The organism is Streptomyces sp. NPDC059917 (assembly GCF_042730635.1).
GTDB lineage: Bacteria > Actinomycetota > Actinomycetes > Streptomycetales > Streptomycetaceae > Streptomyces.
Window position 1 is genome coordinate 1 of record NZ_JBHWLC010000103.1, and the last position, 26,547, is coordinate 26,547.

At 72.8% G+C, this 26,547-nt stretch carries 27 protein-coding genes; 16 read left to right on the forward strand and 11 right to left on the reverse strand.

Annotated elements, in window-relative coordinates; genetic code table 11:
• On the reverse strand, positions 1-727 hold a 727-nt coding region (gene panC / locus ACFWAR_RS35335), incomplete at its 3' end, for a pantoate--beta-alanine ligase (protein ID WP_385786512.1).
• The gene (locus ACFWAR_RS35340) at positions 724-1,689 is read right to left on the reverse strand and encodes a Rossmann-like and DUF2520 domain-containing protein (protein ID WP_385786515.1); all 966 of its coding nucleotides are present in this window, start codon (positions 1,687-1,689) and stop codon (positions 724-726) included. The genes ACFWAR_RS35340 and panC, both read right to left, overlap by 4 nt.
• 125 nt (positions 1,690-1,814) lie before the next feature.
• Here ACFWAR_RS35340 and ACFWAR_RS35345 point away from each other — a divergent pair, with 125 nt between their 5' ends.
• The gene (locus ACFWAR_RS35345; protein ID WP_385786518.1) at positions 1,815-2,978 is read left to right on the forward strand and encodes a threonine aldolase family protein; all 1,164 of its coding nucleotides are present in this window, start codon (positions 1,815-1,817) and stop codon (positions 2,976-2,978) included.
• Between the two features lie 61 nt (positions 2,979-3,039).
• Here the strand turns inward: ACFWAR_RS35345 and ACFWAR_RS35350 are convergent, their stop codons facing one another.
• Positions 3,040-3,285 carry a hypothetical protein gene (locus tag ACFWAR_RS35350; RefSeq protein ID WP_385786521.1) on the reverse strand — a complete coding sequence of 82 codons (246 nt, stop codon included), beginning with the start codon at positions 3,283-3,285 and terminating at the stop codon, positions 3,040-3,042.
• A 120-nt stretch (positions 3,286-3,405) separates the two neighbouring features.
• On the opposite strand from ACFWAR_RS35350, the gene ACFWAR_RS35355 reads away from it, so the two are divergent.
• Positions 3,406-4,530, forward strand: a complete 1,125-nt coding sequence (locus ACFWAR_RS35355) for a DUF5937 family protein (RefSeq protein ID WP_385786524.1) — start codon at positions 3,406-3,408, stop codon at positions 4,528-4,530.
• 229 nt (positions 4,531-4,759) lie between these two features.
• Positions 4,760-6,313, forward strand: coding sequence for a M28 family metallopeptidase (locus tag ACFWAR_RS35360; RefSeq protein ID WP_385786527.1), 1,554 nt, complete (start codon positions 4,760-4,762; stop codon positions 6,311-6,313).
• 146 nt (positions 6,314-6,459) lie between these two features.
• Here ACFWAR_RS35360 and ACFWAR_RS35365 read toward each other — a convergent pair whose 3' ends face one another.
• A complete protein-coding gene (locus ACFWAR_RS35365) occupies positions 6,460-7,395 on the reverse strand; it encodes an SAM-dependent methyltransferase (RefSeq protein ID WP_385786577.1) in 936 nt (311 codons plus the stop codon).
• A gap of 178 nt (positions 7,396-7,573) precedes the next feature.
• On the opposite strand from ACFWAR_RS35365, the gene ACFWAR_RS35370 reads away from it, so the two are divergent.
• Positions 7,574-8,767, forward strand: a complete 1,194-nt coding sequence (locus tag ACFWAR_RS35370; RefSeq protein ID WP_385786529.1) for a sensor histidine kinase — start codon at positions 7,574-7,576, stop codon at positions 8,765-8,767.
• Positions 8,768-8,808: 41 nt separating this feature from the next.
• Positions 8,809-9,486 carry a response regulator gene (locus ACFWAR_RS35375; RefSeq protein ID WP_385786531.1) on the forward strand — a complete coding sequence of 226 codons (678 nt, stop codon included), beginning with the start codon at positions 8,809-8,811 and terminating at the stop codon, positions 9,484-9,486.
• Positions 9,487-9,694: 208 nt separating this feature from the next.
• Here the strand turns inward: ACFWAR_RS35375 and ACFWAR_RS35380 are convergent, their stop codons facing one another.
• On the reverse strand, positions 9,695-11,002 hold the full coding sequence (locus ACFWAR_RS35380) for a PH domain-containing protein (protein WP_385786533.1): 1,308 nt from the start codon (positions 11,000-11,002) through the stop codon (positions 9,695-9,697).
• Positions 10,999-11,490, reverse strand: a complete 492-nt coding sequence (locus ACFWAR_RS35385; RefSeq protein ID WP_385786535.1) for a PH domain-containing protein — start codon at positions 11,488-11,490, stop codon at positions 10,999-11,001. Before ACFWAR_RS35385 ends, ACFWAR_RS35380 begins: the two co-directional genes overlap by 4 nt.
• Positions 11,491-11,585: 95 nt before the next feature.
• On the opposite strand from ACFWAR_RS35385, the gene ACFWAR_RS35390 reads away from it, so the two are divergent.
• From ACFWAR_RS35390 to ACFWAR_RS35405, 4 genes are all read left to right on the forward strand, one after another.
• Entirely contained in the window at positions 11,586-12,728 is a 1,143-nt protein-coding gene (locus ACFWAR_RS35390) for an NADH-quinone oxidoreductase subunit D (protein ID WP_385786538.1), read from the forward strand.
• 67 nt (positions 12,729-12,795) lie between these two features.
• Positions 12,796-13,650 (forward strand): arylamine N-acetyltransferase, encoded by an 855-nt coding sequence (locus ACFWAR_RS35395; RefSeq protein ID WP_385786541.1) that lies wholly within the window; start codon positions 12,796-12,798, stop codon positions 13,648-13,650.
• Between the two features lie 55 nt (positions 13,651-13,705).
• Entirely contained in the window at positions 13,706-13,915 is a 210-nt protein-coding gene (locus tag ACFWAR_RS35400; protein ID WP_354380599.1) for a hypothetical protein, read from the forward strand.
• An 85-nt stretch (positions 13,916-14,000) separates the two neighbouring features.
• Complete coding sequence (locus tag ACFWAR_RS35405; protein WP_385786545.1) at positions 14,001-15,266, forward strand: alpha/beta hydrolase; 1,266 nt, start codon at positions 14,001-14,003, stop codon at positions 15,264-15,266.
• Between the two features lie 23 nt (positions 15,267-15,289).
• On the opposite strand, the gene ACFWAR_RS35410 is transcribed toward ACFWAR_RS35405, so the two are convergent.
• The 4 genes from ACFWAR_RS35410 to ACFWAR_RS35425 form a co-directional block, all read right to left on the reverse strand.
• Complete coding sequence (locus tag ACFWAR_RS35410) at positions 15,290-16,468, reverse strand: hypothetical protein (RefSeq protein ID WP_385786548.1); 1,179 nt, start codon at positions 16,466-16,468, stop codon at positions 15,290-15,292.
• 131 nt (positions 16,469-16,599) lie between these two features.
• On the reverse strand, positions 16,600-17,595 hold the full coding sequence (locus ACFWAR_RS35415; protein WP_385786551.1) for an ABC transporter substrate-binding protein: 996 nt from the start codon (positions 17,593-17,595) through the stop codon (positions 16,600-16,602).
• A gap of 59 nt (positions 17,596-17,654) precedes the next feature.
• Entirely contained in the window at positions 17,655-18,326 is a 672-nt protein-coding gene (locus ACFWAR_RS35420) for an ABC transporter permease (RefSeq protein ID WP_385786553.1), read from the reverse strand.
• A 4-nt stretch (positions 18,327-18,330) separates the two neighbouring features.
• Positions 18,331-19,008 carry an ABC transporter permease gene (locus ACFWAR_RS35425; protein WP_385786555.1) on the reverse strand — a complete coding sequence of 226 codons (678 nt, stop codon included), beginning with the start codon at positions 19,006-19,008 and terminating at the stop codon, positions 18,331-18,333.
• 143 nt (positions 19,009-19,151) lie between these two features.
• On the opposite strand from ACFWAR_RS35425, the gene ACFWAR_RS35430 reads away from it, so the two are divergent.
• Entirely contained in the window at positions 19,152-20,117 is a 966-nt protein-coding gene (locus ACFWAR_RS35430; protein ID WP_385786558.1) for an ABC transporter ATP-binding protein, read from the forward strand.
• 155 nt (positions 20,118-20,272) lie between these two features.
• On the opposite strand, the gene ACFWAR_RS35435 is transcribed toward ACFWAR_RS35430, so the two are convergent.
• Entirely contained in the window at positions 20,273-21,382 is a 1,110-nt protein-coding gene (locus tag ACFWAR_RS35435) for an alpha/beta hydrolase (RefSeq protein ID WP_385786561.1), read from the reverse strand.
• A 151-nt stretch (positions 21,383-21,533) separates the two neighbouring features.
• Here ACFWAR_RS35435 and ACFWAR_RS35440 point away from each other — a divergent pair, with 151 nt between their 5' ends.
• From ACFWAR_RS35440 to ACFWAR_RS35465, 6 genes are all read left to right on the forward strand, one after another.
• Positions 21,534-23,384, forward strand: a complete 1,851-nt coding sequence (locus tag ACFWAR_RS35440; RefSeq protein WP_385786564.1) for a phosphatidylglycerol lysyltransferase domain-containing protein — start codon at positions 21,534-21,536, stop codon at positions 23,382-23,384.
• 92 nt (positions 23,385-23,476) lie between these two features.
• Positions 23,477-24,346 carry a dihydropteroate synthase gene (folP, locus tag ACFWAR_RS35445; protein ID WP_385786567.1) on the forward strand — a complete coding sequence of 290 codons (870 nt, stop codon included), beginning with the start codon at positions 23,477-23,479 and terminating at the stop codon, positions 24,344-24,346.
• A 49-nt stretch (positions 24,347-24,395) separates the two neighbouring features.
• Positions 24,396-24,839: a nuclear transport factor 2 family protein gene (locus tag ACFWAR_RS35450; RefSeq protein ID WP_385786570.1), complete on the forward strand. Its 444-nt coding sequence runs from the start codon at positions 24,396-24,398 to the stop codon at positions 24,837-24,839.
• 128 nt (positions 24,840-24,967) lie between these two features.
• The gene (gene folB, locus ACFWAR_RS35455; protein WP_354380610.1) at positions 24,968-25,327 is read left to right on the forward strand and encodes a dihydroneopterin aldolase; all 360 of its coding nucleotides are present in this window, start codon (positions 24,968-24,970) and stop codon (positions 25,325-25,327) included.
• Complete coding sequence (folK, locus tag ACFWAR_RS35460) at positions 25,324-25,932, forward strand: 2-amino-4-hydroxy-6-hydroxymethyldihydropteridine diphosphokinase (RefSeq protein WP_385786574.1); 609 nt, start codon at positions 25,324-25,326, stop codon at positions 25,930-25,932. The genes folB and folK overlap by 4 nt, the downstream gene beginning before the upstream one ends.
• 48 nt (positions 25,933-25,980) lie before the next feature.
• Positions 25,981-26,460, forward strand: coding sequence for a DUF3180 domain-containing protein (locus tag ACFWAR_RS35465; RefSeq protein ID WP_354380612.1), 480 nt, complete (start codon positions 25,981-25,983; stop codon positions 26,458-26,460).
• Positions 26,461-26,547 lie beyond the last annotated feature (87 nt).

Below are 26,547 nucleotides of genomic sequence, written 5' to 3' on the forward strand. Positions count from 1 at the left end.
GGTTCCAGATGACCCAGGAGTCCATGGTGCCGAAGAGGATGGCGCCGGCCTCGGCGCGCTCGCGCAGCGCGGCCTGGGCGGCGAGCCGGTCGCGGCCCGCGGCCAGCGCGCGGGACAGCGCGAGGGCGGTGCGGCGCTCGGGGTCCGAGAGGTAGCGGTTGCGGCTGGAGAGGGCGAGTCCGTCGGCCTCGCGGACGGTCGGTACGCCGACCACCTCGACCGGGAAGTTCAGGTCCGTCACCATGCGCCGGATCAGCGCGAGTTGCTGCGCGTCCTTCTGCCCGAAGAGCGCGGCGTCGGGGCGGGTGAGGTGGAGCAGCTTCGCGACGACGGTCAGCATCCCGTCGAAGTGGCCGGGGCGGGTGGCGCCCTCCAGCAGGGTGCCCATGGGGCCCGCGCTGATCCGCACCTGCGGCGCGCCGCCCGGGTAGACCTCGTCGGCGGCCGGGGCGAAGACCGCGTCGGCGCCGGCCGCCGCGGCGATCTCCAGGTCGGCGTCGAGGGTGCGGGGGTAGCGGTCGAGGTCCTCGTTCGCCCCGAACTGGAGCGGGTTGACGAAGACGGTGACGACGACCTGGCCGGCCGTTCCGGCGCGCTCGCGCGCGGTGCGGATCAAGGTGGCGTGGCCCTCGTGCAGGGCTCCCATGGTCATGACCACGACGCGCGGGGCGTCCTGGACGCGGGGCAGCGCGTACAGCTCCCCGGCGGTGGACAGCAGCTCCGTCATCGGGGGTCCCCTCCCAGGTCGTCCCGGGCGTCGGGGCCGAGCGGCTGCTCGGCGTCCTGCCCGAGCACGCCGAGCAGGTCCTCGGCCAGTTCCGGCTTGAGCAGGCCGTGGGCGAGGGCCCGGTCGGCGGTGGTGCGGGCCATGGCGAGGTAGCCCGCGACGGTGCCGGGCGCGTGCTTGCGCAGCTCGGCGACGTGGGCGGCGACGGTACCGGCGTCACCGCGGGCGACCGGGCCGGTCAGCGCCGCGTCGCCGGAGCGCAGGGCGTTGTCCAGGGCCGCGCCGAGCAGCGGGCCGAGCATCCGGTCGGGGTGCTCGACTCCGGCCGTGCGCAGCAGTTCCATGGCTTGGGCCACCAGGGTGACCAGGTGGTTCGCACCGAGGGCGAGGGCGGCGTGGTAGAGCGGACGGGACTCCTCCGCGATCCACTCGGGCTCGCCGCCCATCTCGATGACCAGGGCCTCGGCGGCCAGCCGCAGCTCGCCGGGCGCGGTCACCCCGAAGGAGCAGCCGGCCAGTCGCTGGACGTCGACCATGGTCCCGGTGAAGGTCATCGCGGGGTGCAGGGCGAGCGGCAGGGCCCCGGCGCGGCGCGCGGGGTCCAGTACGGCCGTCCCGTAGCGCCCGGAGGTGTGCACGAGCAGCTGTCCGGGGCGGATCGCGCCGGTCTCGGCGAGGCCCTCGACGAGCGCGGGCAGCGTGTCGTCGGGAACGGTCAGCAGGACCAGGTCCGCGCGGGCGAGGACCTCGCCGGGCGGGACGAGCGGCACGTCGGGCAGCAGCTCCGCCGCGCGCCGACGGGAGGCGTCGGAGACGCCGGAGACGGCCACGGGCCGGTGTCCGGCCTGCTGGAGCGCGCGGGCCAGGGCCGGGCCGACGCGGCCGGCGCCGACGACACCGACGCTGAGCCGGGCGGGGCGGTCGGACGGATCCCGGAACTCCGTCTGATGGGGTGTGTTCACGCGGGGCGAGCCTTCTTCCGTTCCAGTCCGCGGGGGGTACCGGACGATACGCCGCCATCGTAGGCCCTGCCGCCGGAGGCCGTCCGGCCCGCCGCCCGCCGGACGGGATCGGGCAGGATCGGGCCATGGCATACGACACGGACGAGGACGCGGCGCAGCACCAGCGCCGGCGGGACGCCTGGCGGGGCGCGCGGCGCAGGCTTTCGCGCGGCGGCGCGGAGCAGACCGTCGCGGAGCAGCTGGCGGAGCTCGCCGCACTGCCCGCGCTGCTGGGCCGGGACCTGGACGAGGAGCCCGACACCTACGGCAACGGGGTGGTCGCGGAGCTGGAACGGCGGGTCGCGGAGCTGCTGGGCCTGGAGGACGCGGCGTACTTCCCGTCCGGGACGATGGCCCAGCAGATCGCGCTGCGCTGCTGGGCGGGCCGTACGGGCAATCCGGTGGTGGCCCTCCACCCGCGCAGCCACCCCGAGCGGCACGAGGACGCCGCGCTGCCCGTCGTGTCGGGGCTGCGCACGGTGTACCCGACGACGGAGCCGCGCCAGCCGACGGCCGCGGAGGTGCGCGAGCACCCGGAGCCCTTCGGCACGCTGATGGTGGAGCTGCCGCTGCGCGATCCGGGGTTCCTGCTGCCCACGTGGGAGGAGCTGGAGGAGCTGGTCGCGGCGGGCCGGGAGCGGGACGCGGTCATCCACTTCGACGGGGCGCGGCTGTGGGAGACCACCGTCCACTTCGGCCGGACGCTGCCGGAGATCGCGGCGCTCGCCGACAGCGTGTACGTCTCCTTCTACAAGTCGCTGGGCGGGCTGAGCGGGGCGGTGCTGGCCGGGCCGCGCACGCTGATCGAGGAGGCGCGGATCTGGCGCCACCGCTACGGCGGCCAGGTCTACCGGCAGTACCCGCAGGTGCTGAGCGCGCTGGCCGGGCTGGAGCGGGAGCTGCCGAAGCTGCCGTCGTACGTGGCGCACGCCAAGGTGGTCGCGCGGGCGCTGCGGGAGGGCTTCGACGCCTCCGGGCTGCCGTGGGTGCGGATCCAGCCGGAGGTGCCGGTGACGCACCAGTTCCACGTGTGGGCGGCGTACGACGCGGACGCGCTGACGGAGGCGTCGGTGCGGCTGGCGGAGGAGACGGGGACCCAGCTCTTCGGCCGCTGGTGGGCGGAGGGCCCGCCCGGGACGGCGCTGGCGGAGCTGACGGTCGCCCAGGACGGGCTGTCCTGGACGGAGCAGGACGTCCGGGACGCGGTGCGCGGTTTCGTGGAGCGGATCGAGGGGCTCGGCAAGGGCTGATCCCCCCTCCCCCGCCCGCGCCGGGGAGCCCGGGCCGTCGGCGGTCCCGGGCCGCCCGGGCTCAGCAGGTCGTCCCGCGGCGCGGGCGGCCCGGCGCGAGGCGGTCCAGCAGCCGGTCCGTCGTGCGGCCCAGGGCCGCGCGCCACGGGTGGCGGGCGGCCCGGCCGTCGAGTACGGCCCGGAAGCGGGCGCGGTCCCGGACGGCGCGCAGCTCGGCGAGGTCGTGGCGGCCGGGCTCGGGCGGCATCGGGGTGCGGTGCTGGGTGGCCCGGAAGGTGTCGAGGAGGTACTGCTCGGTGGCGGTCATGTCCCTCACCCTCACCCGATCGGCCGCATCGCGCCCGACGATTGACGCGTGCCGTCAATCGGCCCACAGTCGGCGTGCGCAGGGCGGCCGATACCTCCGCTGACCGGCCAGAATGGACATATGAGCGTCACCATCGACATCGCCGGCCTGCCCACCGAGCGCATCTCCTTCGCGCCCTCGCCACTGGCCGAGCTGTGCATGGCGCTGCACGCGCTCTCGCAGCCCGCCCACCACCCGGGGCTGCACTCCTGGACCACCGCCACCACCGCCTCGCTGGACCCGTGCCTGGCCGACCGGCTGCTGGAGGGCGACTTCATGTGGCGCAGCTCCTTCGCGGACGTCTTCATGCCCTTCGCGGGGGTGCCCGGGGGCACCGGGCTGCCGGCGGCGACGCTCGCCGAGGAGCTGGACGTGCTCGACCGGATGGACGACGAGCGGTTCGTGCTGGCCGCCCTGGAGCACTGCTGGCTGTCGCTCTACAACGAGGGCACCGCGGTGTCGCCGCTGACCGACCCGGCGGCCCGGGCGAAGGCGCTGGAGACGGCCGCCGCGCGCGGCCCGCGCCAGCTGGAGTTCTCGCTGCGGCTGCTGGACGACCCGACGGGGGTCCGGGTGTGGCTGCGGCGGCTGCTGGAGGACTGCGACGAGGCGTTCTTCGCCGACACCTGGCGGCGGATCGAGCCGCGCCAGAGCGCGGACGCCCGGCACAAGGCGGAGGTGCTGCGGCACAAGGGGCTGGCCGTCGCGCTCAAGGAGGTCTCGGCGGCGCTGAGCCTGGACCCGGCCGGGACGACGGTCACCGTGGACAAGATGGTCCACGGTTCGGCGACGGCGACCGATACGCGGGCCGGGACCGGGCTGGTCTTCATCCCGACCAACTTCGGCTGGCCGCACCTGCTGGTGCTGCACGCGCCGGGCTGGCGTCCGGTGGTCCACTATCCGATCGGTTCGGCCGAACTCACCTCTTCCCCGGGATCGGTGGAACTGCTCCAGCGGCGGATGGAGGCACTGGCCCATCCGATGCGGATGCGGCTGTGCCGGAGCCTGGCACGGGCCTCGTATACGACGAGCGAACTGGCCACCGTGTACGGGATATCCGCGCCCGAGGTGTCGCGCCATCTGTCCGTGCTGAAGAAGGCCGGGCTGCTGCGGACGCGGCGTCAAGGGCGCTACGTACAACACGAGTTGGATCTGGCCACGGTGTCCCGGATCGGTGCGGATTTCATCGAGGGGATCCTGCGGTAACACCTGGTCGGACGAGGTGTCCGGGACTGGCCGAAATTCGTCGGCCGGGCCCGTATCGACGTACCGATATACGGAATTCATAAACCGGAATCGGCGAAAACTCTGGCCATAGCGGCTCTTTGCTGCCTAACGTGCGTCGCATCAGCCACACAGCTTCTTCACAGCTCCACCAGAGGCTTCTGCCTGCCTGATTACCCGTCTGCCCCGCTTGTCGTGAAAGGACTTCTGCATGCCCTCACGCCGTATAGCCGCAGCCACCGCCGCCCTGGCGGCCGCAGCGCTCGTCTCGCCCCTGCTCCTCGCGGGACCGGCCGGAGCCACCGCCTCCAACCCGGTCAGCGACGCCGCGCAGGGTGACGCACTGGCCAAGAAGTTGGTCGCCGAGGCGACGGGCAAGGGGGCCTACAACCACCTGAAGGTGTTGCAGTCCATCGCGGACTACAACAACGGCACCCGGGTGGCCGGTTCGAAGGGCCACGAGCAGTCGGCCACCTACATCAGCCAGGTCCTCAAGGCGGCCGGGTACACGGTCACGAAGAACGAGTTCGACTTCGTGTACGTCGAGGCCGTCGCCCAGAGCCTGAAGGTGAACGGCGCCGCGCCCCACGACGTCCCGATCCACCTGATGACCTACACGGCCAACAGCCCCGCGGGCGGCGTGACCGCCCAGCTGGCCGCCGCACCGGTCGACGCGGACGGCACCAACGGCTGCGAGCCCGGCGACTTCGCCGCGGGCGCCTTCACCGGCAAGATCGCGCTGGTCAAGCGCGGCGGCTGCACCTTCGCCGTCAAGCAGACCAACGCGGCCGCGGCCGGCGCGGTCGGCGCGATCATCTACAACAACACCGAGGGCGGGCTGAACGGCACCCTGGGCGACCCGAACGTGGGCAAGATCCCCACCGGCGGCATCACCCAGGCGGACGGCGAGAAGCTCGTCGCCGACCTGGCGAGCGCTCCGGTCGAGGTCACCCTGGACGTGCGCGAGCTGCGCGAGAACCGCAAGACCTACAACGTCGTCGCGGAGACCAAGGGCGGCGACGCGAACAACACCGTCTTCCTCGGCGCGCACCTCGACTCGGTCGCGGCGGGCCCCGGCATCAACGACAACGGCTCCGGCTCGGCCGGCATCCTCCAGGTCGCGCAGCGACTCGCGAGCAGCCAGTCGAAGATCAAGAACAAGGTGAAGTTCGCCTGGTGGTCGGCGGAGGAGTACGGCCTCCTCGGCTCCGAGGCCTACGTCGCCTCGCTCACCCCCGAGCAGCAGAAGCAGATCAAGCTCTACCTGAACTTCGACATGATCGCCTCGCCGAACTCCGCGTACTTCGTCTACGACGGCGACGACTCGGACGCCACCGGCGCGGGCCCCGGCCCGGCGGGCTCGGCCCAGCTGGAGAAGGGGATCACCGACTTCCTCGACTCCAAGAAGGTCCCCCACGAGGGCACGGACTTCTCCGGCCGCTCGGACTACGGCCCCTTCATCGCGGTCGGCATCCCCTCCGGCGGCACCTTCACCGGCGCCGAGGGCATCAAGACGCCGGAGCAGGCCGCGAAGTTCGGCGGGACCGCCGGGGTCGCCTACGACGTGAACTACCACGGCAAGGGTGACGACATCACCAACATCGACCAGAAGGCGCTCGACATCAACGTCGACGTCATCGCCAACGCCGTCGGCCACTACGCCTACGACCTGGCGCCGCTGGCCCAGCCGGTCGCGTCCCAGCCCACCAACGGCCAGGGCAGCGGTGGCGGCCTCCACGCGGGCCACGACGGCGTGACGGAGTAACCCTCCCGGGGCTCGATCGCCGGCGAGGCTGGATTCTCAGCCCGTCCGGCGATCGAGGACCGGGTCCGGGCGGAGCCCGGATTCGGGAAGGGGCGGCTGGGGGAACGCCCCGCGCAGCGGCCGGACCGGACAGGGCCCAGGCGGATTCACCCCGGCCAGGCCGCGAGGCCCACCGGCTGGACCAGCCACCCGAAGTCGCCCAGGCCCCCACGGGACGTCAGCTCCGCCGCCTCCCCCGCCGCCGCGAGAGCCCGGACGTACCCCGCCGGATCCGTCGAGGCCAGCGACAGCGGCGGACGGGCCCCCGAGACCCCGAGCGCGGCCAGGGCCGCGCGCTGGGTCAGCAGGACCGCCCCCGGACCCGCGCAGGCGTCCAGCGCGACGTGCGCGGTGACGTCGGCGGAGCCGTCCGGGACGGGAGGCACCTCCCGTCCCGCGCGGAAACCGGTCAGCGTGCCGAAGGGCGGCCGCGCCTCCCGGGCGTGCGCGTAGTCCACCGCCACCGCCAGGCCGCGTTCCAGCCCGGCCACGGCCGCCGCCCAGGCCTCGTCCCGGGGCCGACCGATCTCGGCCCGGCCGCCCGCCCCCGGCTCCGCGGGCCACCACCGCTCCAGCCACTCCCGGTCCGCCGGCTCCAGCGGGCCGCCGGGGGACTCCGTACCGTCGGGGGCCACCAGCACGTACCGGCCGTCCCGCGCCACGTCCAGCGGGACGTTGTCGAGCCACTCGTTGGCGAAGAGCAGCCCGCTCACCCCGGTGGGCGGCTCGGCCACCCACCGGATCCGCGGGTCGAGTCCCTCCGGCTCACCGGCCCGCTCCACCGCGTACGCCCGCACCCGCGCCGCCACCCGCGGCTCCAGCGCCCGCAGCACCCCGGTCAGCAGCTCGCCGCGCCCGGCGCCCACGTCGACCAGGTCCAACCGCTCCGGACGCCCCAGCTCCGCGTCCACCCACGACAGCAGCCGGGCCACGGCGGCCGCGTACAGCGGGGAGGCGTGCACGGAGGTGCGGAAGTGCCCGGCGGGACCCCGGCCGCCCGGACGGACGTAGAAACCGCCGGGGCCGTACAACGCGGCCTCCATCGCGACCCGCCACCGCACCGGCCCCGCGCCCTCGCCCCCGCGCGTACCGATGCCTTCACCCTGAGTTCCCACGACGCAAAGGCTAAGGCCGCCTCCACCTTCGGGAGTACACCTCCCACGCACGGATCGCACCTGTGGTTGACTCCAGCACCTATCCACTGTCCCTACTCTGGGTTACGTGCAGCGCCTCTACGATTTCCTCCGCAGACACCCGACGGGCGTCGACAGCTTCTGGGCTGTCCTCCTCTTCGGGATGGCCATGCTGCAGGTCGCCGGGAGCTACAACACGACGCGCGAGCGGCTGATCGCCGCCCCGACCGTGTTCGCGCTGTGCGCGGTCGTGTCCCTGCGCCGCAGGTGGACCGTCCCCATGCTGTGGCTCACCGTCGGTACGGGCGCCTACCAGCTGGCCACCGGCTCCCAGCCCAACCTGGCCAACCTGGCCATGCTGGTGATCGTCTACACCGTCGCCGCCGGGGACGTGCCGCGCTGGATCTCCCGGACCGCGCTCGGCCTCGGGCTGCTCGCCTCCCCCGTCACCGGGCTGCGCTGGGGCGTCGACAAGAACGACGTCTACGCCGACGTCTTCTTCGTCCTCATGCTGATCGTGCCCTTCGCGCTGGCCTGGGTGCTCGGCGACTCCCTGCGCACCCGGCGGGCCTACTACGCCCAGCTGATCGAGCGCAACCAACGCCTGGAGGGCGAACGCGCCGCCCAGGCCAAGATCGCCGTGGCCGCCGAGCGCGCCCGGATCGCCCGCGAGCTCCACGACGTCGTCGCCCACAACGTGTCGGTGATGGTGGTCCAGGCCGACGGCGCCGCCTACGTCATGGACGTCGCCCCCGAACAGGCCAAGGAAGCCCTCCAGACGATCTCCGGCACCGGCCGCCAGGCACTCGCCGAGATGCGCCGCCTACTCGGCGTCCTGCGCACCGGCGAACCGCAGGAGTCCGAGGACTACGTGCCGCAGCCCGACGTCGAACAGATCGAGGTGCTGGTCGAGCAGGTCCGTACGGCCGGACTCACCGTCGACTTCAAGGTCGAGGGTGCCCCGCGCCCGCTGCCGACCGGCGTCGAGCTGACGGCGTACCGGATCGTCCAGGAAGCCCTCACCAACACCCGCAAGCACGGCGGACCCGATGCCAGCGCGAGCGTCCGGCTGGTCTACTTCGACGACGGGCTCGGCCTGCTCGTCGAGGACACCGGACGCGGCGCGGCCCACGAGCTGTACGAGGACGGCGGCGCGGACGGCGCCGGGCACGGCCTGATCGGCATGCGCGAGCGGGTCGGTATGGTCGGCGGAACCCTGGACGCGGGGCCGCGGCCCGGCGGCGGCTTCCGGATCAGCGCGCTGCTCCCGCTCAAGAAGTGACGGCGACGGTGCCGAAGATGACGATGAGGACGAGGTAACTGATGTCCATCCGCGTGATGCTCGTCGACGACCAGGTGCTGCTGCGCACCGGTTTCCGGATGGTGCTCGCCGCCCAGCCGGACATGGAAGTGGTGGCCGAGGCCGGCAACGGGCTGGAGGCGCTGGAGGTGCTGCGGGCCACGAAGGTGGACGTGGTCCTCATGGACGTCCGCATGCCGAAGCTCGACGGGGTCGAGGCGACCCGTCGGATCTGCGAGCCGGACGAGCACCCCAAGGTGATCATCCTGACCACCTTCGACCTCGACGAGTACGCCTTCTCGGGGTTGAAGGCCGGTGCGAGCGGCTTCATGTTGAAGGACGTGCCGCCGGCGGAGCTGCTGGCGGCGATCCGTTCGGTGCACTCCGGTGACGCGGTGGTCGCGCCGTCGACCACGCGGCGGCTCCTGGACCGCTTCGCCCCGATGCTGCCGACCACCTCGGCCGAGCCGCAGAACAAGGACGTCGAGCGGCTGACCGAGCGCGAGCGGGAGGTCATGCTGTTGGTGGCGCAGGGGTTGTCGAACGGGGAGATCGCGGCGCGGTTGGTCCTGTCGGAGGCCACGGTCAAGACCCACGTGGGCCGCATCCTGACGAAGCTGAACCTCCGCGACCGGGTCCAGGTCGTCGTCCTGGCCTACGAATCGGGCCTGGTCCGCGCCGGCGGCGGCCCGACCCCGTAACCCCGCCCACCGGGGGGACCGGGCACGCACTCGCCCAACGGTCCGACTCCCCTCCGGGGGCGCCTCAAACGCCGGCGGGGCTGAAATGGCCCAGCCACATCCGCCCCGCGGGCACAGCCGTCGGCACAAAGGGCACCACCCCGGCCACATCCAGCCCCGCCGGCGTTTGAGGCGCCGCCGGAGGCACCCCCGGCGGGGCTGAGGCGGGTCAGGTCATCCAGCGGTCCGGGCGGGACGTGGCGCGGGAGGTGCGGGAGCGGACGGCCTGGGCGGCCAGGAGGGCGGCCGCCCCGGCGGCACCCCGCAGCCGCGCCGTCACCATCGCGTTCGCCCCCGTGTCCACGTGCACGTCGGCCACCCCGCACGCCCGGGACCACGGCCCCTGCGTCAGCCGCACGCTCTGCACCTTCGCGTGCGGCACGATCTCCGTACGCCGGCACAGCCTCCCGTGCCGGGCCACGAAGACCTCCGGGGTGACCGCGAGGCCGTACCCCTTCCACCACACCGGCACCACCCACCGCGCCCCGCGCGGAGCGGGCGAGAACTCCAGCCCGTTCAGGTCCACCCCCGGCAGCACCCGCGCGACCACCGCGTACGCCGCCGCCCGCGGCGCCACCGGCACCAGGACGTCGTTCTTCGACCCGGCCACCGCCAGCTCCACCCGTACCCAGTCCCGCCGCCGCCACAGCAGCGGTTCCACGATGCGCACGGTCTGCACCCGCCCCGGCGGCACCGTCTCGTGCGCCCGGTCCGCGAGCCCGTGGTCCAGCCGCAGGCCGTCGGGCGATTCGGCCACCGTCCAGTCGTACTCGGCCAGGAACCGACCGAGGCTGCGCCCCCACACCGTGCCCAGCAACGGCACCAGGGTGACGACCGCCGCCCACAGGTTGGAGCTGAGCCAGAACACCACGGCCGGCGCCACCAGCCCGCCCGCGATCGCGGCCCACACGCCCATGCTCAGCAGCAGGGACTCCACCAGCTGCCGGGTCGGCAGCCGCAGCAGTTCGCGGACCGGCGCCTCGCCGACCTCCGCCGCCTCCTCCGGTGCGAAACCGGCCGCCCGCGCCAGCAGCTCGGCCCGCAGCGCCACGGCCTCCTTCTCGGACAGGAAGGCCAGCTCGTCCTTGTCGTCCGTGCCGATGACGTCGAGCTTGAGCTTCGCGACCCCGGCGATCCGGGCCAGCAGGGGCCGGGTGACGTCGACGGCCTGCAAGCGGTCGAGCCGGATGTGCGCGGTGCGCCGGAAGAAGAGCCCGGTGCGGATGCGCAGCTCCGTCGGCGTGACGGCGTAATAGGTGAAGCGCCAGCTCAAGAAGCCGTAGAGGCCCGCCGCGGCGACCACCGCCAGCACCACGAGCACCCCGAGCCCACTGCCGAGGTCGTGGGCGGCGTCCGCGGCCCACTCCTGCGCGCGCTCGCCCTGCTGGACCATCACGCCGCCGATGCCGCCGAGCGGCACCCAGGCGCGGCGCAGCGGGGTGAAGGGGTGCAGCCGGCGCTCGACGGGCGGCGTCACAGACCCGCCGACCTTGCCTCGCCGAGCTCGGTCAGCCGGTCGCGCAGCCGTTCCGCCTCCCGCGGGTCCAGCCCGGGGATGGTCGCGTCGGTGGTCGCGGCCGCCGTGTGCAGCTGTACGGACGCCAGCCCGAAGCGGCGTTCCAGCGGCCCCGAGGTCACCTCGACCAGCTGCATCCGCCCGTAGGGGACCACCGTCTCCTGCCGCCACATCACCCCGCGGCTGATCAGCAGGTCGTCGGCGCGCTCGGCGTACTTCCAGGACCGCCAGTTGCGCCCGAGCAGCACCCAGCACCAGCCCGTCGCCGCTATCCAGACCAGCGCGAACGCCGCCCACGCGGGCCCGACCAGCAGCCCGAGCAGAACGCCCGTGGCGACGGCGAGCAGCCCGAACCAGATCACCAGCAGCAGCCGCCGGAGGGAGAGCAGCCCTCGCGGCAGCCCCACCCACTCGGGCCCGCTCGTTTCCCGCGTCGTCCCCGTTTCCATCCCCCCACCCTAGGGGCGCGGCCCGTCGATCGGGCCGGGCCGGTGGCGCCCGGCCCGATCGACAAGCCACCCCCTTCGGCTGCGAGAATGCGCCCATGACGGAGACCACGGTCGGCATCGGCGGGGCGGCGGAAAGCACCGACATGGTGCTCAACATCGGCCCCCAGCACCCTTCCACGCACGGCGTGCTGCGCCTGCGCATCGTCCTGGACGGCGAGCGGATCATCTCCGCCGAGCCCGTGGTCGGTTACATGCACCGCGGCGCCGAGAAGCTCTTCGAGGCGCGGGACTACCGCCAGATCGTGATGCTCGCGAACCGCCACGACTGGCTGTCCGCGTTCTCGAACGAGCTGGGCGTGGTCATGGGCGTCGAGCGGATGCTCGGCATGGAGGTGCCCGAGCGCGCGGTGTGGATGCGCACGCTGCTCGCCGAGCTGAACCGGGTGCTGAACCACCTGATGTTCCTCGGGTCCTACCCCCTGGAGCTCGGCGGGATCACCCCGATCTTCCACGCGTTCCGCGAGCGCGAGGAGCTCCAGGCGGTCATGGAGGAGATCTCCGGCGGCCGGATGCACTACATGTTCAACCGGGTCGGCGGCCTCAAGGAGGACCTCCCGGCGGGCTGGCTCGGCCGGGCCCGGGCCGCGATCGCGGACGTCCGCTCGCGCATGCACGTGTACGACGACCTGGTCCACGGGAACGAGATCTTCCGCGGCCGGACCCGCGGGGTCGGCGTCCTGTCGGCGGAGGCGGTGCACGCGTACGGCGTCTCCGGGCCGATCGCCCGCGCCTCGGGCGTGGACTTCGACCTGCGCCGCGACGAGCCCTACCTCGCCTACGGCGAGCTCCAGGACGTCCTCAAGGTGATCACCCGGACCGAGGGCGACTGCCTGGCCCGGTTCGAGTGCCTGCTGGACCAGACCCACAACGCGCTGGACCTCGCGGTGGCCTGCCTGGACCGGATGGAGGAGCTGCCGCCCGGCCCGGTCAACCAGCGCCTGCCGAAGGTGCTCAAGGCGCCGGAGGGCGAGACGTACGCCTGGACCGAGAACCCGCTCGGGATCAACGGCTACTACCTCGTCTCCAAGGGCGAGAAGACCCCGTACCGGCTGAAGCTGCGCTCGGCGTCCTTCAACAACATCCAGGCCCTGGCCGTCCTGCTGCCGGGGCAGTTGGTCGCGGACATGGTGGCCATCCTCGGCTCGCTCTTCTTCGTCGTCGGTGACATCGACAAGTAGTCGCGGCCCCGGTCCTGGTCCGAAAGTCTGATCGACAAGCAGAGGGCGAGCCAGCAGGCTGGGGGCCATGACCTCCGGCCTGAGCCCAGCAGTGGTGGGCGCGTACCTGCGGCGGCTCGGCATCGACGAGCCGGGGCCGCCCGGCGTCGACGCGCTCTTCGCGCTGCACCGCGCCCACGTCGAGCGCGTCCCCTACGAGAACCTGGACATCCAGCTCGGACGGCCGCCCGGCATCGACCCCGAGGGCTCCGCGCGCCGACTGGCCGCCGGGCGCGGCGGCTACTGCTTCCACCTCAACGGCGCCTTCGCCCTGCTCCTGGAGGCGCTCGGCTACGAGGTCGCCCGGCACGTCGGCGGCGTGTACGACGACCGCGCCGCCCGGAAGGTCAGCGGCAACCACCTCGCGCTGAGCGTCCGGGTGGGCGGCGGGGCGTTCTTCGTGGACACCGGGCTCGGCGACGGGCCGTACGAGCCGCTCCCGCTGCGCGAGGGCCGCTGGACGCAGGGCGGCTTCGACTACTCCCTCACCCCCTTGAAGAACGGCGCGGGCTGGAGCTTCGAGAACGTGGGCGGGCCCTTCCCCGTGATGAACTTCCGCTCGGCCACGGCGACGATGGCGGACTTCGCGGCCGAGCACGTCCGGCTCACCACCGCCGCCGACTCCGGCTTCGTCCGGACGCTGGCCGCGCTGCGCCGGGACGCGACCGGGATGGACGTGCTGCGCGGGCGCACCCTGAGCCGGGTCGAGGCGCACACGGAGCCGGTCAAGCGGGAGCTGGCCACCCCCGAGGAGTTCTTCGAGGTGCTGGCCGCGGTCTTCGGGCGGGAGCTGGACGACCTGGACGCGGCGGACCGGGCCGCGCTGTGGGCGCGGGCGACCGCCCCGGTGGACCGCGGGGAGAAGCAGCAGCAGGAGGCGTAGGCGCGCGGCGGCCGCGGGGGAGGGCGATGTCGGTGCGAGGGGGCAGACTGGGGCCATGTCCCACTCACCCCGCCGCGCCTGCCCCACCTGCGGACGCGACTGCGCCGTGACCGCCGGTCGGATCGCCCGCCACGATCCCCCGGGCGGCCGCGGCGAGCTGGTCTCCTGCCCGGGCTCGCGGGCGCGCGTGGTGCTGGGCGCGTCGGCGCCGACGCTCGACGGGTTCGTGCTCGCGGAGCATCCGGGGCAACTCCCCCTGTTCTGAGGGTGACCGGGCGGGGGCAAGCCCCCGACCGGGACCGGGGGCCGCCCGGATGTCGACGCGCGGGCGGTGGAAATAGCTTCGACGCATGACGACGCAGAGAGCGAAGAGAGCGAAGAATCCGTGGCTGCGACGCGGCGCCGCCGCCGTGGCCCTGGCCGCCGTGCTGGGGGGCGTCGCGGCTCCGGCGGCCCTCGCCGCCACGACCCCCGCCGCCCCGACCGCCGCGACGGCCGCGCCCACCGGTGCCCGCGGCACCCTGATCTCCGTCACCCCCCTCGCCGAACTGACCCGCGACCAGGTCGCCGCGTACGTCGGGACCATCGGGATCGGCTCCGACACCGTCCGCCACGGGGTCGGCGCCTACCGCCTGACCTACGCGACGATCACGCCCCAGGGCCGACCGACCACCGCCACCGGGCTCCTGGTGCTGCCGCGCGGCGGCCCGCACCGCCTCGACCTGGTCTCCGACACGCACGGCACCACGGTCTTCCGGGACGACGCCCCCTCGGGCTCCGGCGACTTCGGCCGGATCACCCCCTACCTGCACGCCGCCGCCGGGCGGGCGGTCGCCGCGCCCGACTACCTGGGCCTGGGCGGCGGGAGCGGCGGCCACCCCTACATGGACACGAAGTCCGGGGTCAGCGCCGGGCTCGACATGCTCCGGGCGGCCCGCACGGCCGCGGACCGGCTGGGGCGCCCGCTGACCGGCGACGTGTACGCGACCGGCTTCTCGCAGGGCGGCCAGGTCGCGATGGCCCTGGGCCGCGAGCTGTCCTCGGTCCGGACCGGCTTCCGGCTGCGCGGCCTGGCTCCGATGGCCGGTCCGTACGACATCGCCGGAGCGGAGCTGCCCGGGCTCACCGACGGCCGCATCGACCCGCTGACCGGCGTCTTCTACCTGTCCTACTACCTGACCGCGCAGAACAAGCTGCACCGGCTGTACGCGGACCCCGCCGAGGTGTTCAAGGCCCCGTACGCGAGCACCCTGGAGGGCCTGTTCGACGGCGGCCACACCGAGGAGGAGGTGGTCGCCGGGCTGCCGGCCACCCTGGACGAGCTGCTCACCCCGGCCTGGGCCGAGCAGGTCAGGCACCCGAGCGGCGCCTTCGCGGCGGCGATCGCGGCGAACGACGACGCCTGCGACTGGAAGCCCGCCGCGCCCGTGCGGCTCTACGCCGCGGCCGGCGACCGGGACGTGCCGATCGCCAACGCCCGCTCCTGCGCCGCCGACCTCGCGCGCCACGGGGTCCGCGCCCCGGTGGTGGACCAGGGTGCGGGGACGGACCACCGGGGCACGGCGGTGCGCTCCGCCCCCCAGGTGGTCCGCTGGTTCGACGCGCTCGGCCGCTGACCGGGACCGGGCCGGGGCGGGGACTAGGAGATCGCGGTGCGCAGCTGCGCGACGTCGATCGGCTCGGTCTCGTCGTGCGCGGTCAGGTCGATGACCTGGCCCACGGCGCGCAGTTCGGGGGTGGAGGGCTTGAACTCCGCCTGGCCCGCGTCCGCCACCGACTCGGCCTTGTGCGCGGCCAGCACCTCGGCTCCCACGACGTCGGCGAGGTCCTCGTTCTGCACCGCCTCGATCACGGCGCGGGCCTGGGCCGCGGTCTTGGTGCCGAAGAAGTCGAAGCCGCCCTCGACCCGGGAGACCGTACGGCGCTGCGCGGCGTAGGGGGCCACGGTGGCCGCGAGCCGCCGGGCCGGGACCGCGGCGGTCGGGCCGGGCCGGGTGTGCGGGGCGGCCTGCTGCGGGGCGGCCGGTCGCGCGACCGGCTGCCGCGGGGCGGCCTGCTGTCGGGCGGGGGCGGCGGCAACGCCGGAGGCGCCGGTGGCGCCGGATTCCGCTTCCGCTCCCCGTGCGGCTTCCACTTGGGTGCCGGGCGCCACCGCGCCCGGTGCGGCGGGGGCGGTCGGACCGGCGGTCCGCGCCCCGGGCTTCGGCACCTCGGGCCGGTCGGCCTCCTCGGCCTCCGCCTTGCGGGCGAGGGCGCCCAGGGCCGCGTTGGCCCGGGCGTAGCCGACCGGGGTGGGCGCGCCGCTCGCGGTGCGCTCCTCGGAGACCGCCGGGAGCACCTTCGGTGCGACCGCCGGGGCCGCGGCGGCCTCGATGGCCAGCAGGCGCCGGCCTTCCAGGGCGCTCGCGCGCTCGGTCTCGGCGGTCGCGTACCGGCGCAGGAGCGCCGCGTGCTCGCCCCGCAGGCCCGCCAGTTCGACCCGCTTGGCCCGCAGCTTGGCGTCCAGCCTGGTGCGCAGCGCGCGCGATTCCTCCAGGTCGGACTCCAGCTCGGCTATCCGCTCGTCGGTGCGCCACTCGTCCTTGACCCGGTCGCGGGTCAGCTCCGCGACCCGCCGACCGGCCGCCCGGTCCCAGGCGCGCATGACGACGGCGGCGGTGACTCCGGCCGCGCCCGCGAAGGCCACGAGCAGCCGTAGCGCCACGGGTTCCGCGAGCAGCCAGGCCACGCCCGCGCTGGTGATCGAGGCACCTGCGAGGGTCGTCGGCGTGAGCAACCGGTGCAGGGGTTCGGGATTGCGGTGGCGTCCACGGGGCATGGCCTGAAATTTACAGGGCGTAGGGGGCTCATGGGGTAACCGCCCGGCAATCTGTTCCCGGGCAGTTACCCGTCATTTGCCCATCAATCGCGTAACTGCTCGCGACCCGCGTCTCCTTGGCCGCTCCCGGGTTACTTCTTGAGCAGTCCCTTCGACTCCAGATAGGCCTTCGCGACGTCCGCGGGCTTGGCGCGCTCGGCGTCCACCTTGCGGTTCAGATCGACCAGATCGGCCGTCGTGAGCACCTTGGTGAGCTTGTCGAGGGCGGCCGCGACCTCCGGCGTTCCGGCGTCCTTGGCGTTGACCACGGGCAGGACGTTGTCGGCGTTCTGGAGCTTCTTGTCGTCCTCCAGCAGCACCAGGCCGTAGCTGTCGAGGGTGGCGTCGGTGGTCGTGGTGAGCACGAGCTGGTCGACGCCGTCCTTGACGGCCTGCTTGGACTGCGGGGTGCCGACGCCCTTGGGGTCAATACCGGAAATGTCGATTCCGTATGTCTTCTTCAATCCCACGGCGCAGAACGGGCGGACGGTGCATTCGTCGCTCGCCGCGATCTTCACCTTCAGTCCGGACTTACCCAGGTCGGAAAGGGACTTGAGGTTGTTCTTCTGCGCGAATTCCTTGGTCACCGCGAAGGCGTTCTGGTCGACCGCGGCGCCGGCCGGGAGCACCTTGAGCCCGAGCGGGCCCGCGAGCTTCTCCAGGGCCGCGACCGTGGCGGTCACGTCGCTGGAGGCGACCGGCTTGTCCTCGGGCGCCTTGGAGCCGTTCACCTTGGCGTTGAGGAACTCCGCGAGGGTCGCCGCGTACTCCGGGACGACGTCGATCTCGCCCTTCTCCAGCGACGGCTCGTACAGCTCGCGGTTGTTGACCGTGGTGATCGAGGTGCCGTACCCCGCGTCCTTGAGGACCTGCGCGTACAGCTCGGCCAGCACGTTCGACTCGGTGAACCCGGCCGCGCCGATCACCAGCTTGCCCTTGCCCCCGGAGGACGAGGAGTCGGAGGAGGAAGAGGACGCGGAACCGCCGTCCTTCGTCTTCTCCAGGCTGTCACCGCCGCACGCGGAGAGCGAAGCGGTGAGGGCCACCGCACCCAGTGTCGCGCCGAGGATGCGCGTGGTCTTGCCCATGGTTGCTCCGTTCAGGAGTCGAGAAGCAGGAATGAGGACGGACGAACGAGAAGACGAGGTCAGCGGGCCGGCGCCCCGGAACGCCACAGCAGCCGGTCCACGGCCACCAGCGCCCCCTCCACCACCAGGGCGAGCGCCGCCACCAGCAGGGCCCCCGCGATGACCTGCGGGGTGTTGAAGGTGTTGAACCCGGCCGTGATGATGCGGCCCAGACCGCCCTGGCCGACCATGGCCGCGATCGTCGCGGTCGCGATGACCTGGACGGCCGCCGAGCGCAGACCGGTCATCACCAGGGGGCGCGCGAGCGGCAGTTCCACCCGCAGGAAGAGCTGACGGCCCGACATGCCCATGCCCCGGGCCGCCTCCACCACCGCGCGGTCCACCTCCCGCATGCCGACGTAGGCATTGGTGAGCAGGGGCGGCACGGCGAACAGCACCAGCGCGATGATCGTCGGGACGTAGCCCGCGCTGCGCAGCGGCGAGACCATGAACAGCGCGAGGACGGCGAAGACCGGAACGGCCCGACCGACGTTGGACACGTTGACGGCGAGGGCGCCGCCCTTGCCGAGGTGGCCGAGCCACAGCCCGATCGGCAGGGCCACCGCGCAGGCCAGGGCGAGGGCCACCCCGCTCACGAAGGCGTGCTCCGCGAGCCGGTGCCAGACACCGCTCTCCCCGGACCAGTTGGCGCCGTTCGCCAGCCAGTCCCAGGCGTCCGCCAGCACTCCCATCGGCTCAGCCCTCCTGCACGGCGCGGGTCCACGGGGTGACCAGCCGCTGCACGCCGAGCAGCAACAGGTCCGCCACCAGGGCGAGCAGCACGCACAGCACGGAGGCCGTGAGCACCTGGGCCTTGAAGGAGCTGTTGACCGCGGGCGCGATCAGATTGCCGAGGCCGCCCTTGCCGACGATCGAACCGACCGTGGTGAGCGCGACCGTCGAGACCGTGGCGATACGGACCCCCGCGAGCAGGGCCGGGAGCGCGAGCGGCAGTTCGACCTGCCACAGCAGCCGGGTCGGCCCGTACCCCATGCCGCGCGCCGCCTCGCGGACCTCCTCCGGCACGCCTTCCAGCCCGGCCAGGACATTGCGGACGAGGATCGTCAGCGAGTAGAGCACCAGGCCGGTCACGACGAGGGAGGCCGACAGCCCGAAGAGGGGCAGCAGCAGCGAGAACATGGCGAGCGAGGGGATCGTGTAGAGCAGGGTGGTCAGGCCCAGCACCGGCGCGGCCCAACGCCGGCCCCGACGGGCCAGCAGGGCCAGCGGTACGGAGACCGCGACGCCGATGAGGACGGAGACCACGGTGATCCAGACGTGCTCCAGGGTGGCGTCGGTCAGCTCCTGGCTGCGGGAAGTGACGTAGTCCCAACAGATCCAGTCGTTCGCCACCAGGCAGTTCTGCCCGGCCATGGCGCTCACCCCCCGTCACCGATCCGCTCGCCGAACGCGTGTACAGCGACCATAACCCCAGCCACCGACAACGGCCGGAATCATTCGCAACGGGGCAACACTCCCTTTACAAAACCCGCCCCCGGTTGAGGAAAGATGGAGCGGTGATCCGATTCGAGCATGTGACCAAGCGTTACCCCGACGGAACGACCGCGGTGGAGGACCTGTCCTTCGAGGTGGCCGAGGGCGAGCTGGTCACCCTCGTCGGCCCGTCCGGCTGCGGCAAGACGACCACGATGAAGATGGTCAACCGGCTGATCGAGCCGACCGACGGCCGGATCCTGTTGAAGGGCGAGGACATCGCGGCCGCCGACCCCGTCGAACTGCGCCGCCGGATCGGCTACGTCATCCAGCAGGTCGGCCTCTTCCCGCACAAGACGGTGCTGGAGAACACCGCGACCGTTCCCCAGCTGGTGGGCACGCCGAAGGCGAAGGCCCGCGCCCGGGCGGCCGAGCTGCTCGAACTGGTGGGGCTGGATCCGGCCACCTACGGGGGCCGCTACCCGCAGCAGCTGTCGGGCGGTCAGCGCCAGCGCGTGGGCGTGGCCCGGGCGCTCGCCGCCGATCCGCCGGTGCTGCTGATGGACGAGCCGTTCGGCGCGGTGGACCCGGTGGTCCGCGAGCGGCTCCAGAACGACCTGCTGGCCCTGCAGAAGTCCGTGCACAAGACGATCCTGCTGGTCACGCACGACCTGGAGGAGGCGATCCGGCTCGGCGACCGCATCGCCGTCTACGGCCAGGGCACCATCGAGCAGTTCGCGAGCCCGGCCGCCGTGCTGGGCGCGCCCGCCACGGAGTACGTCGCCCGCTTCGTGGGCAACGACCGGGGGCTCAAGCGGCTCGCGGTGACCGCGATCGCGGCGGCCGACCTGGCCCCGGCGGACGGGCACGGCGAGCCCGCCGCGTCGGTGGCGCTGGGGGCGACGCTGCGCGAGGCACTGGCGGCGCTGCTCCAGGAGGACTCGGGCCGGATCGGGGTCACGGATCCGGCGTCCGGCGCGCTGGTCGGCGTGCTCACTCCGGAGGGCGTGCACCGGGCACTGCGCCGGGCGGAGTTCCAGGGGGCCTGAGCCCGGCGGGCCGCGAGGACGTGCGAGCGGCCCCGCAAGCAGCCCCGCGACCGGCCCCGCACAGACGTGTGACCGGCCACATCGGGCCGGTCACGGGTCTGCGCACTGCTGGTCCACCCCTGCTCACCGCTGCCGCGCACGGCCGGCGGTCGGGCTCAGGCCTGGACCCGGCCGCTCAGCCACACCATCATCGGGGCGATCTCGCGGCGCCAGGTGTTGAAGTTGTGGCCGCCGCTGTCGAGGATGATCGAGGAGACCCGGTCCGGGCTCTTGACGCCCTTGATGAACTTGCGGGTGTCGCCGAGGTTCGGCTCGCCCTTCTCACTGCTGGTGACCAGGAACGACGTGCCCGTCGGCGGCTTGGCCGCCAGGCTCTTCAGCACGTCGGCGCGGTCCTTGAGCTTGGCGTCGCCGTGGAAGAGGTCACCGGTGGTCGGGTCGTTCGGGGCCTCGTAGTAGGCGGACAGGCCCACGGCCGTACCGAAGGTCTTCGGGTGGTGCGCGGCGATCTTCAGGGCGCAGTAGCCGCCCGTCGAGTTGCCGATGAAGGCCATGTTCTCGGCCTTCTTGCCGACCCGGAAGGTCGACTGGATCGCCTGCGGCAGGTCCTGCGCGAAGAAGGTCTCGGTCTGCGGACCGCCCGGGATGTCCACGCACTCGGTGTCGCGCGGCGGGGCGACGGTCGGGCGGAGCATGACCAGGATCATCGGCTTCATCTTGCCCGCCTTGGCCTGCTTGAAGGCCGTCATCGGGTAGTTCAGCCCTTTGATCAGGTTCTCCGCCGTGCCCGGGTAGCCGGTCAGGACGATCCCGGCCGGAAAGTTGGACTTCGCGTGCTGCGGCTGGAAGTACTCCGGCGGCAGCCAGACGTAGCCCGGGCTCGTTATCTTCGACTTCTCACCCGCTATCGAGACCTTCAGGATCTGCCCGCCGACGGCCGGGCGGCCACCCCCGGGGACGTCGAGCTTCTGCTTGTCGACGACCTTGATGTCCTTGCTGCTCATCGAGTGGTCGACGACCTTGCCCATCGTGGTCTCCTGGCCGAAGAGGTCGGCCCAGGATCCGTAGAAGAGGAAGGACTTGTTGGCCGCGAGGCCGACTGCGGAGAACAGCGCCAGCTGCGTCGCGAGCAGGAGCGCGATGCGACCCGTGTACGCACGGAACGTGCGGCCCGAGAGGCGCGGCCAGAACCAGACCGTTGCCGCGAACAGCAGCACACCGGCGATGATGGCCAGCGCCAGAACCAGATTGCTGGTGAGACCCATGAGCAGTAAGCCGTCTTTCTGAGTGGCAGGACGAGTTTTTCCGAAGAAGGAGTGAACCCGCTCCCCCTTCGCGTCGTCCTACTGGACGCACCACACTCCGAAGGCTGTCAGGGCCTTCGGTCAATGATCTCTCGCGGAGCAACGGGAAGCGATGTCTAGCAGGATAGATGGCGATAAGTCGGGACAGGTTCCGAGTCGGGTCCGCCGAATCCTTCGCGGGCCACGACCGGAGGCCGTACCCGGGCTGGTAGGCACGGCCGTCATGATCGTCGGTTTCCTCGACATCATCGCCGGTGTCTTCCCGCGCTTTCGGCACAGCAGGATCCATGCCTTCACCGAGGTGATCCCCGGATCGCTCGGCCCCTTCGCCGCCGCCCTCGCGATCAGCGCGGGCGTGCTGCTCCTCCTGCTCGCGCACGGCCTCAAGCGCCGCAAGCGCCGGGCCTGGCGGGCCGCGGTCGTCCTGCTGCCCGCGGGCGCGGTCGCGCAGTTCACCTACCGGCACTCGATCGTCGGCGTGCTGCTCGCCGCGGCGCTCCTCGCGCTGCTGCTGCGCCACCAGGGTGAATTCAAGGCGCTGCCGGACCCGCGCAGCCGCTGGAAGGCCCTCGCGAACTTCGTCCTGATGAGCGCGGGCTCGATCGGCCTCGGCCTGGTCATCGTGAACTCGCACCCGGGCAAGGTCGTCGGCGACCCGAGCCTGTACGAGCAGATCACCCACGTCGTCTACGGCATCTTCGGCTTCGAGGGTCCCGTCGACTACGCCGGCCGGGTGTCCTGGACCGTCGGCTACTCCCTCGGCGCGCTCGGCATGCTGACCGCGCTGACCACCATGTACCTCGCCTTCCGCCCCGAGCACCCGGCCGCGCGGCTCACCGAGGACGACGAGACCAAGCTGCGCGAGCTGCTCACCAAGCACGGCGGCCGCGACTCGCTCGGCCACTTCGCGCTCCGCCGCGACAAGGCCGTCGTCTTCTCCCCCAGCGGCAAGGCCGCCGTCACCTACCGCGTCGTCTCCAGCGTGATGCTCGCCTCCGGCGACCCCATAGGGGACGTCGAGGCCTGGCCCGGCGCGATCGAGCGGTTCATGGAGGAGGCCAAGGCCCACTCCTGGACCCCGGCCGTCGTCGGCTGCTCCGAGACCGGCGGCGAGGTGTGGACCCGCGAGACCGGTCTGGACGCCCTGGAGCTGGGCGACGAGGCGATCGTCGACGTCAAAGACTTCTCCCTCTCCGGCCGCGCGATGCGCAACGTCCGCCAGATGGTCAAGCGCATCGAGCGCAACGGCTACACGACCAAGGTCCGGCGCGTCAGCGAGCTGACCGAGGACGAGCTGGAGCAGGTGCGCGGCGCCGCGGAGGCCTGGCGCGGCACCGACACCGAGCGCGGCTTCTCCATGGCCCTGGGCCGGGTCGGGGACCCGGGCGACGGCGACTGCTTCATCGCCACCGCCCACCGCGTCCAGGAGGGCGAGACCAGCCCGTACGGCGACCTCAAGGCCGTCCTCCACTTCGTCCCGTGGGGCAAGGACGGCATGTCGCTGGAGATGATGCGCCGCGACCGCGCCGCCGACCCCGGCATGAACGAGCTGCTCATCGTGGCCTCCCTGGAGGCCTCGCCCGGGCTGGGCATCGAGAAGGTCTCGCTGAACTTCGCGATGTTCCGCGCGGCGCTCGCCCGCGGCGAGAAGATCGGCGCCGGCCCGGTCCTGCGCATGTGGCGCGGGCTGCTGGTGTTCCTCTCGCGCTGGTTCCAGATCGAGTCGCTGTACAAGTTCAACGAGAAGTTCCGGCCCCGCTGGGAGCCGCGCTTCATGGTCTACCGCAGCAGCCGCGACCTGCCCCGCATCGGCTTCGCCGTGATGCAGGCGGAAGGCTTCGTGACGGTGGCCCTGCCGCGCCTCTTCGCCGCCCGCCGGCGCCCGAAGCCGGTCCGCACCTGCGCGCACGACCACGACGCCACCGTGCCCTCCCAGGCGGACCGCAAGGTCCAGGCGGCGTAACCGCGGTGCGCACCCGCGTACGAACACCAGGGCCCCGGCAGCCGACAGGCACCGGGGCCCTGTCATCCGCAGGGCAGCTCTACCCTGGACCTATGAACAACAAGCGCGGGGCCGCCGCCCGGGGCTCGGTCACAGGTCTGCCCGACTGGGACCGCTGCGGGGTCATGGGCGTCGTCAACGTCACCCCCGACTCCTTCTCCGACGGCGGACGCTGGTTCGACACCACCGCGGCCGTCAAGCGCGGGCTGGACCTGGTGGTCCAGGGCGCCGACCTCGTGGACGTCGGCGGCGAGTCCACCCGGCCCGGTGCGAGCCGGGTCGACGAGGAGGAGGAGCTGCGCCGGGTCGTCCCCGTGGTGCGCGGCCTGGCCTCCGAGGGCGTCTCCGTGTCCGTCGACACCATGCGCGCCGCCGTGGCCGCTCGGGCCGTCGAGGCGGGCGCGGTGCTGGTCAACGACGTGAGCGGCGGTTTGGCCGACCCCGGCATGATCGCGGCCGTCGCGGCCGCCGAGGTGCCCTTCGTGGTCATGCACTGGCGCGGCTTCAGCGACGGCATGAACGGCCTCGCCGTGTACGACGACGTCGTCGCCGAGGTCACCGCCGAGCTGCGGACGCGGATCGACGCCGTCATCGAGGGCGGGATCGCCCCCGGGCGGCTCCTCGTGGACCCCGGTCTGGGCTTCGCCAAGAACGCCGAGCACGACCTGGCGCTCGTCGCGCACCTCCCCGAGCTGCGCGCGCTGGGCTTCCCGCTGCTGGTCGCGGCCTCCCGCAAGCGGTTCCTCGGCCGGGTGCTGGCGGGCGCCCGGTCCGCTCCCCCGCCCGCCCGCGAGCGGGACGCGGCCACCGCGGCCGTCTCCGCCATCGCGGCCCACGAGGGCGCCTGGGCGGTGCGGGTCCACGAGGTACGGGCGACGGCGGACGCGGTTCGGGTGGCCCGCGCCGTGGAAGGGGCACTGTGATCCGCGCAGTGATCAGCACGGCGGGCGGACCCGCAGGGGAAGGGGCACGGTGAGCCGTACCGACATCGAAGCGGTCGAAGAGGTCAACACGGCCTTCTACGAGGCGATGGAGCAGGGGGACTTCGACGCGCTCTCGGCCCTGTGGCTGGAGGACGAGATCTCCTGCGTCCACCCGGGCTGGCCGGTACTGGCGGGCCGCGGCGAGGTCCTGCGCTCGTACGCCCTGATCATGAGCCACACCGAGTACATCCAGTTCTTCCTGACCGACACCAAGGTGGCCGTGATAGCCGATACGGCCGTGGTCACCTGCACCGAGAACATCCTCAGCGGCGGGCCCGCCGAGGACGGCGGCGAGCTGGGCCCCCTCGTGGGACAGCTGGTCGTCGCCACGAATGTGTTCCGTCGCACATCGGAGGGCTGGCGGCTGTGGTCCCACCACGGTTCTCCGGTGCTCACGGACTCCGACGAGGACGAGGACGAGGACCCTTCCTGACCCCGTCGGCACGGTTTGCCTTTTATCGCAGGTAAATTCGAAGCCGGACGACGCCGACCGCACTCGGCTCAGGCCCATGCCCCGGGGAGTCCCGGACGGCAGCACCTACGAAAGCAGGAGTGATTCGCGTGGATCGCATCGCGCTGCGCGGCCTCAAGGCTCGCGGACACCACGGCGTCTTCCCCCGGGAACGCGAGGAAGGCCAGACCTTCATCGTCGACCTGGTGCTCCACATCGACACCCGGCCGGCCGCCTCGGACGACGACCTGGCCAAGACCGTGCACTACGGCGTCGTGGCCGAGGAGGTCGTGGAGGTGGTCCAGGGCGAGCCGGTCGACCTGATCGAGACCCTCGCCGAGCGGATCGCCCAGCGCTGCCTCAAGCACGACGCCGTCGCGCAGGTGGAGGTCGTCGTGCACAAACCCGACGCGCCGATCACCGTCCCCTTCGACGACGTGACCATCACGATCACCCGGAGCCGCGCATGAACAACGGACTGAACGCACAGAGCGACCCGACCGTACAGCCGGTCCCCGCCTCCGTCGTCGAGACGGTGGACGCGGCGGACGTCACGCTCTCCAACCCCCGCTGGGCCGTCATCGCGCTCGGCGCGAACCTCGGCAACCGCCTGGAGACCCTCCAGGGCGCCATCGACGCCCTCGGCGACACCCCGGGCCTCCGGGTCAAGGGCGTCTCCACCGTGTACGAGACGGAGCCCTGGGGCGTCGAGCCCGGCTCCCAGCCGTCCTACTTCAACGCCGTGGTCCGGGTGAAGACCACGCTGCCGCCGTCCTCCCTGCTCGAACGCGGACACGCCATCGAAGAGGCCTTCGACCGGGTCCGCGAGGAGCGCTGGGGGCCGCGCACGATCGACGTCGACATCGTCGCGTACGCCGACGTGGTCTCCGACGACCCGGCGCTCACCCTCCCCCACCCGCGGGCGCACCTGCGGGCCTTCGTCCTGGCCCCCTGGCAGGACGTCGACCCCGAGGCCGAGATCGCCGGGCGCGGTCCGGTCGCCGGACTGCTGGCGGGAATCGGTCTGGACGGCGTCACGGCGCGCCCCGACCTGGAACTCCACCTGCCGGAGTAGTCGTTAGCCTGTTCACTGCTGTTGGCTGAGAAAGCGGGGAACGGGCACGTGAAGCAATTGAGGCCGGCCGTCCTGGCGGGCATCTTCGCCGTCGCCGGGGTGCTGTCCTGGGCCGGCGCCAGGCTGTGGAACGCCTACGGGACCCTGCCGGGGGTGCCGCTGGCCGCCCCGGTCGTCCTCGCCGTGATCGCCGCCGTGCTGTGCGCCACGGCCCTCTCGCTGCGCGGCCGCCTCAAGGCCCAGCGCGAGCGCCGACCGGGCGCCAAGGGCGTGGATCCCCTGATGGCGGCCCGCGCGGTCGTCTTCGGGCAGGCCAGCGCGCTGGTGGCGGCCCTCGTGGCGGGCATGTACGGCGGTGTGGGGGTCTTCCTCCTGGCGGACGGCCTGGACGTGCCCGCCCGCCGCGAGCAGGCCTACTACGCGGGCTTCTCGGTCCTGGCCGGCGTCGCGGTGGTCGCCGCGGCCCTCTTCCTGGAGCGCGTCCTGCGCCTCCCGGACGACGAGGACGACGCGACCGCCCGCGCCTGACCCCGGTACGCACACGAAAGAGGACGGGCGGCGGGGGTTGGGCGGCCCTCCCAAAAGCGGGGGGGTAATAAAAAAAACGAGCCCACC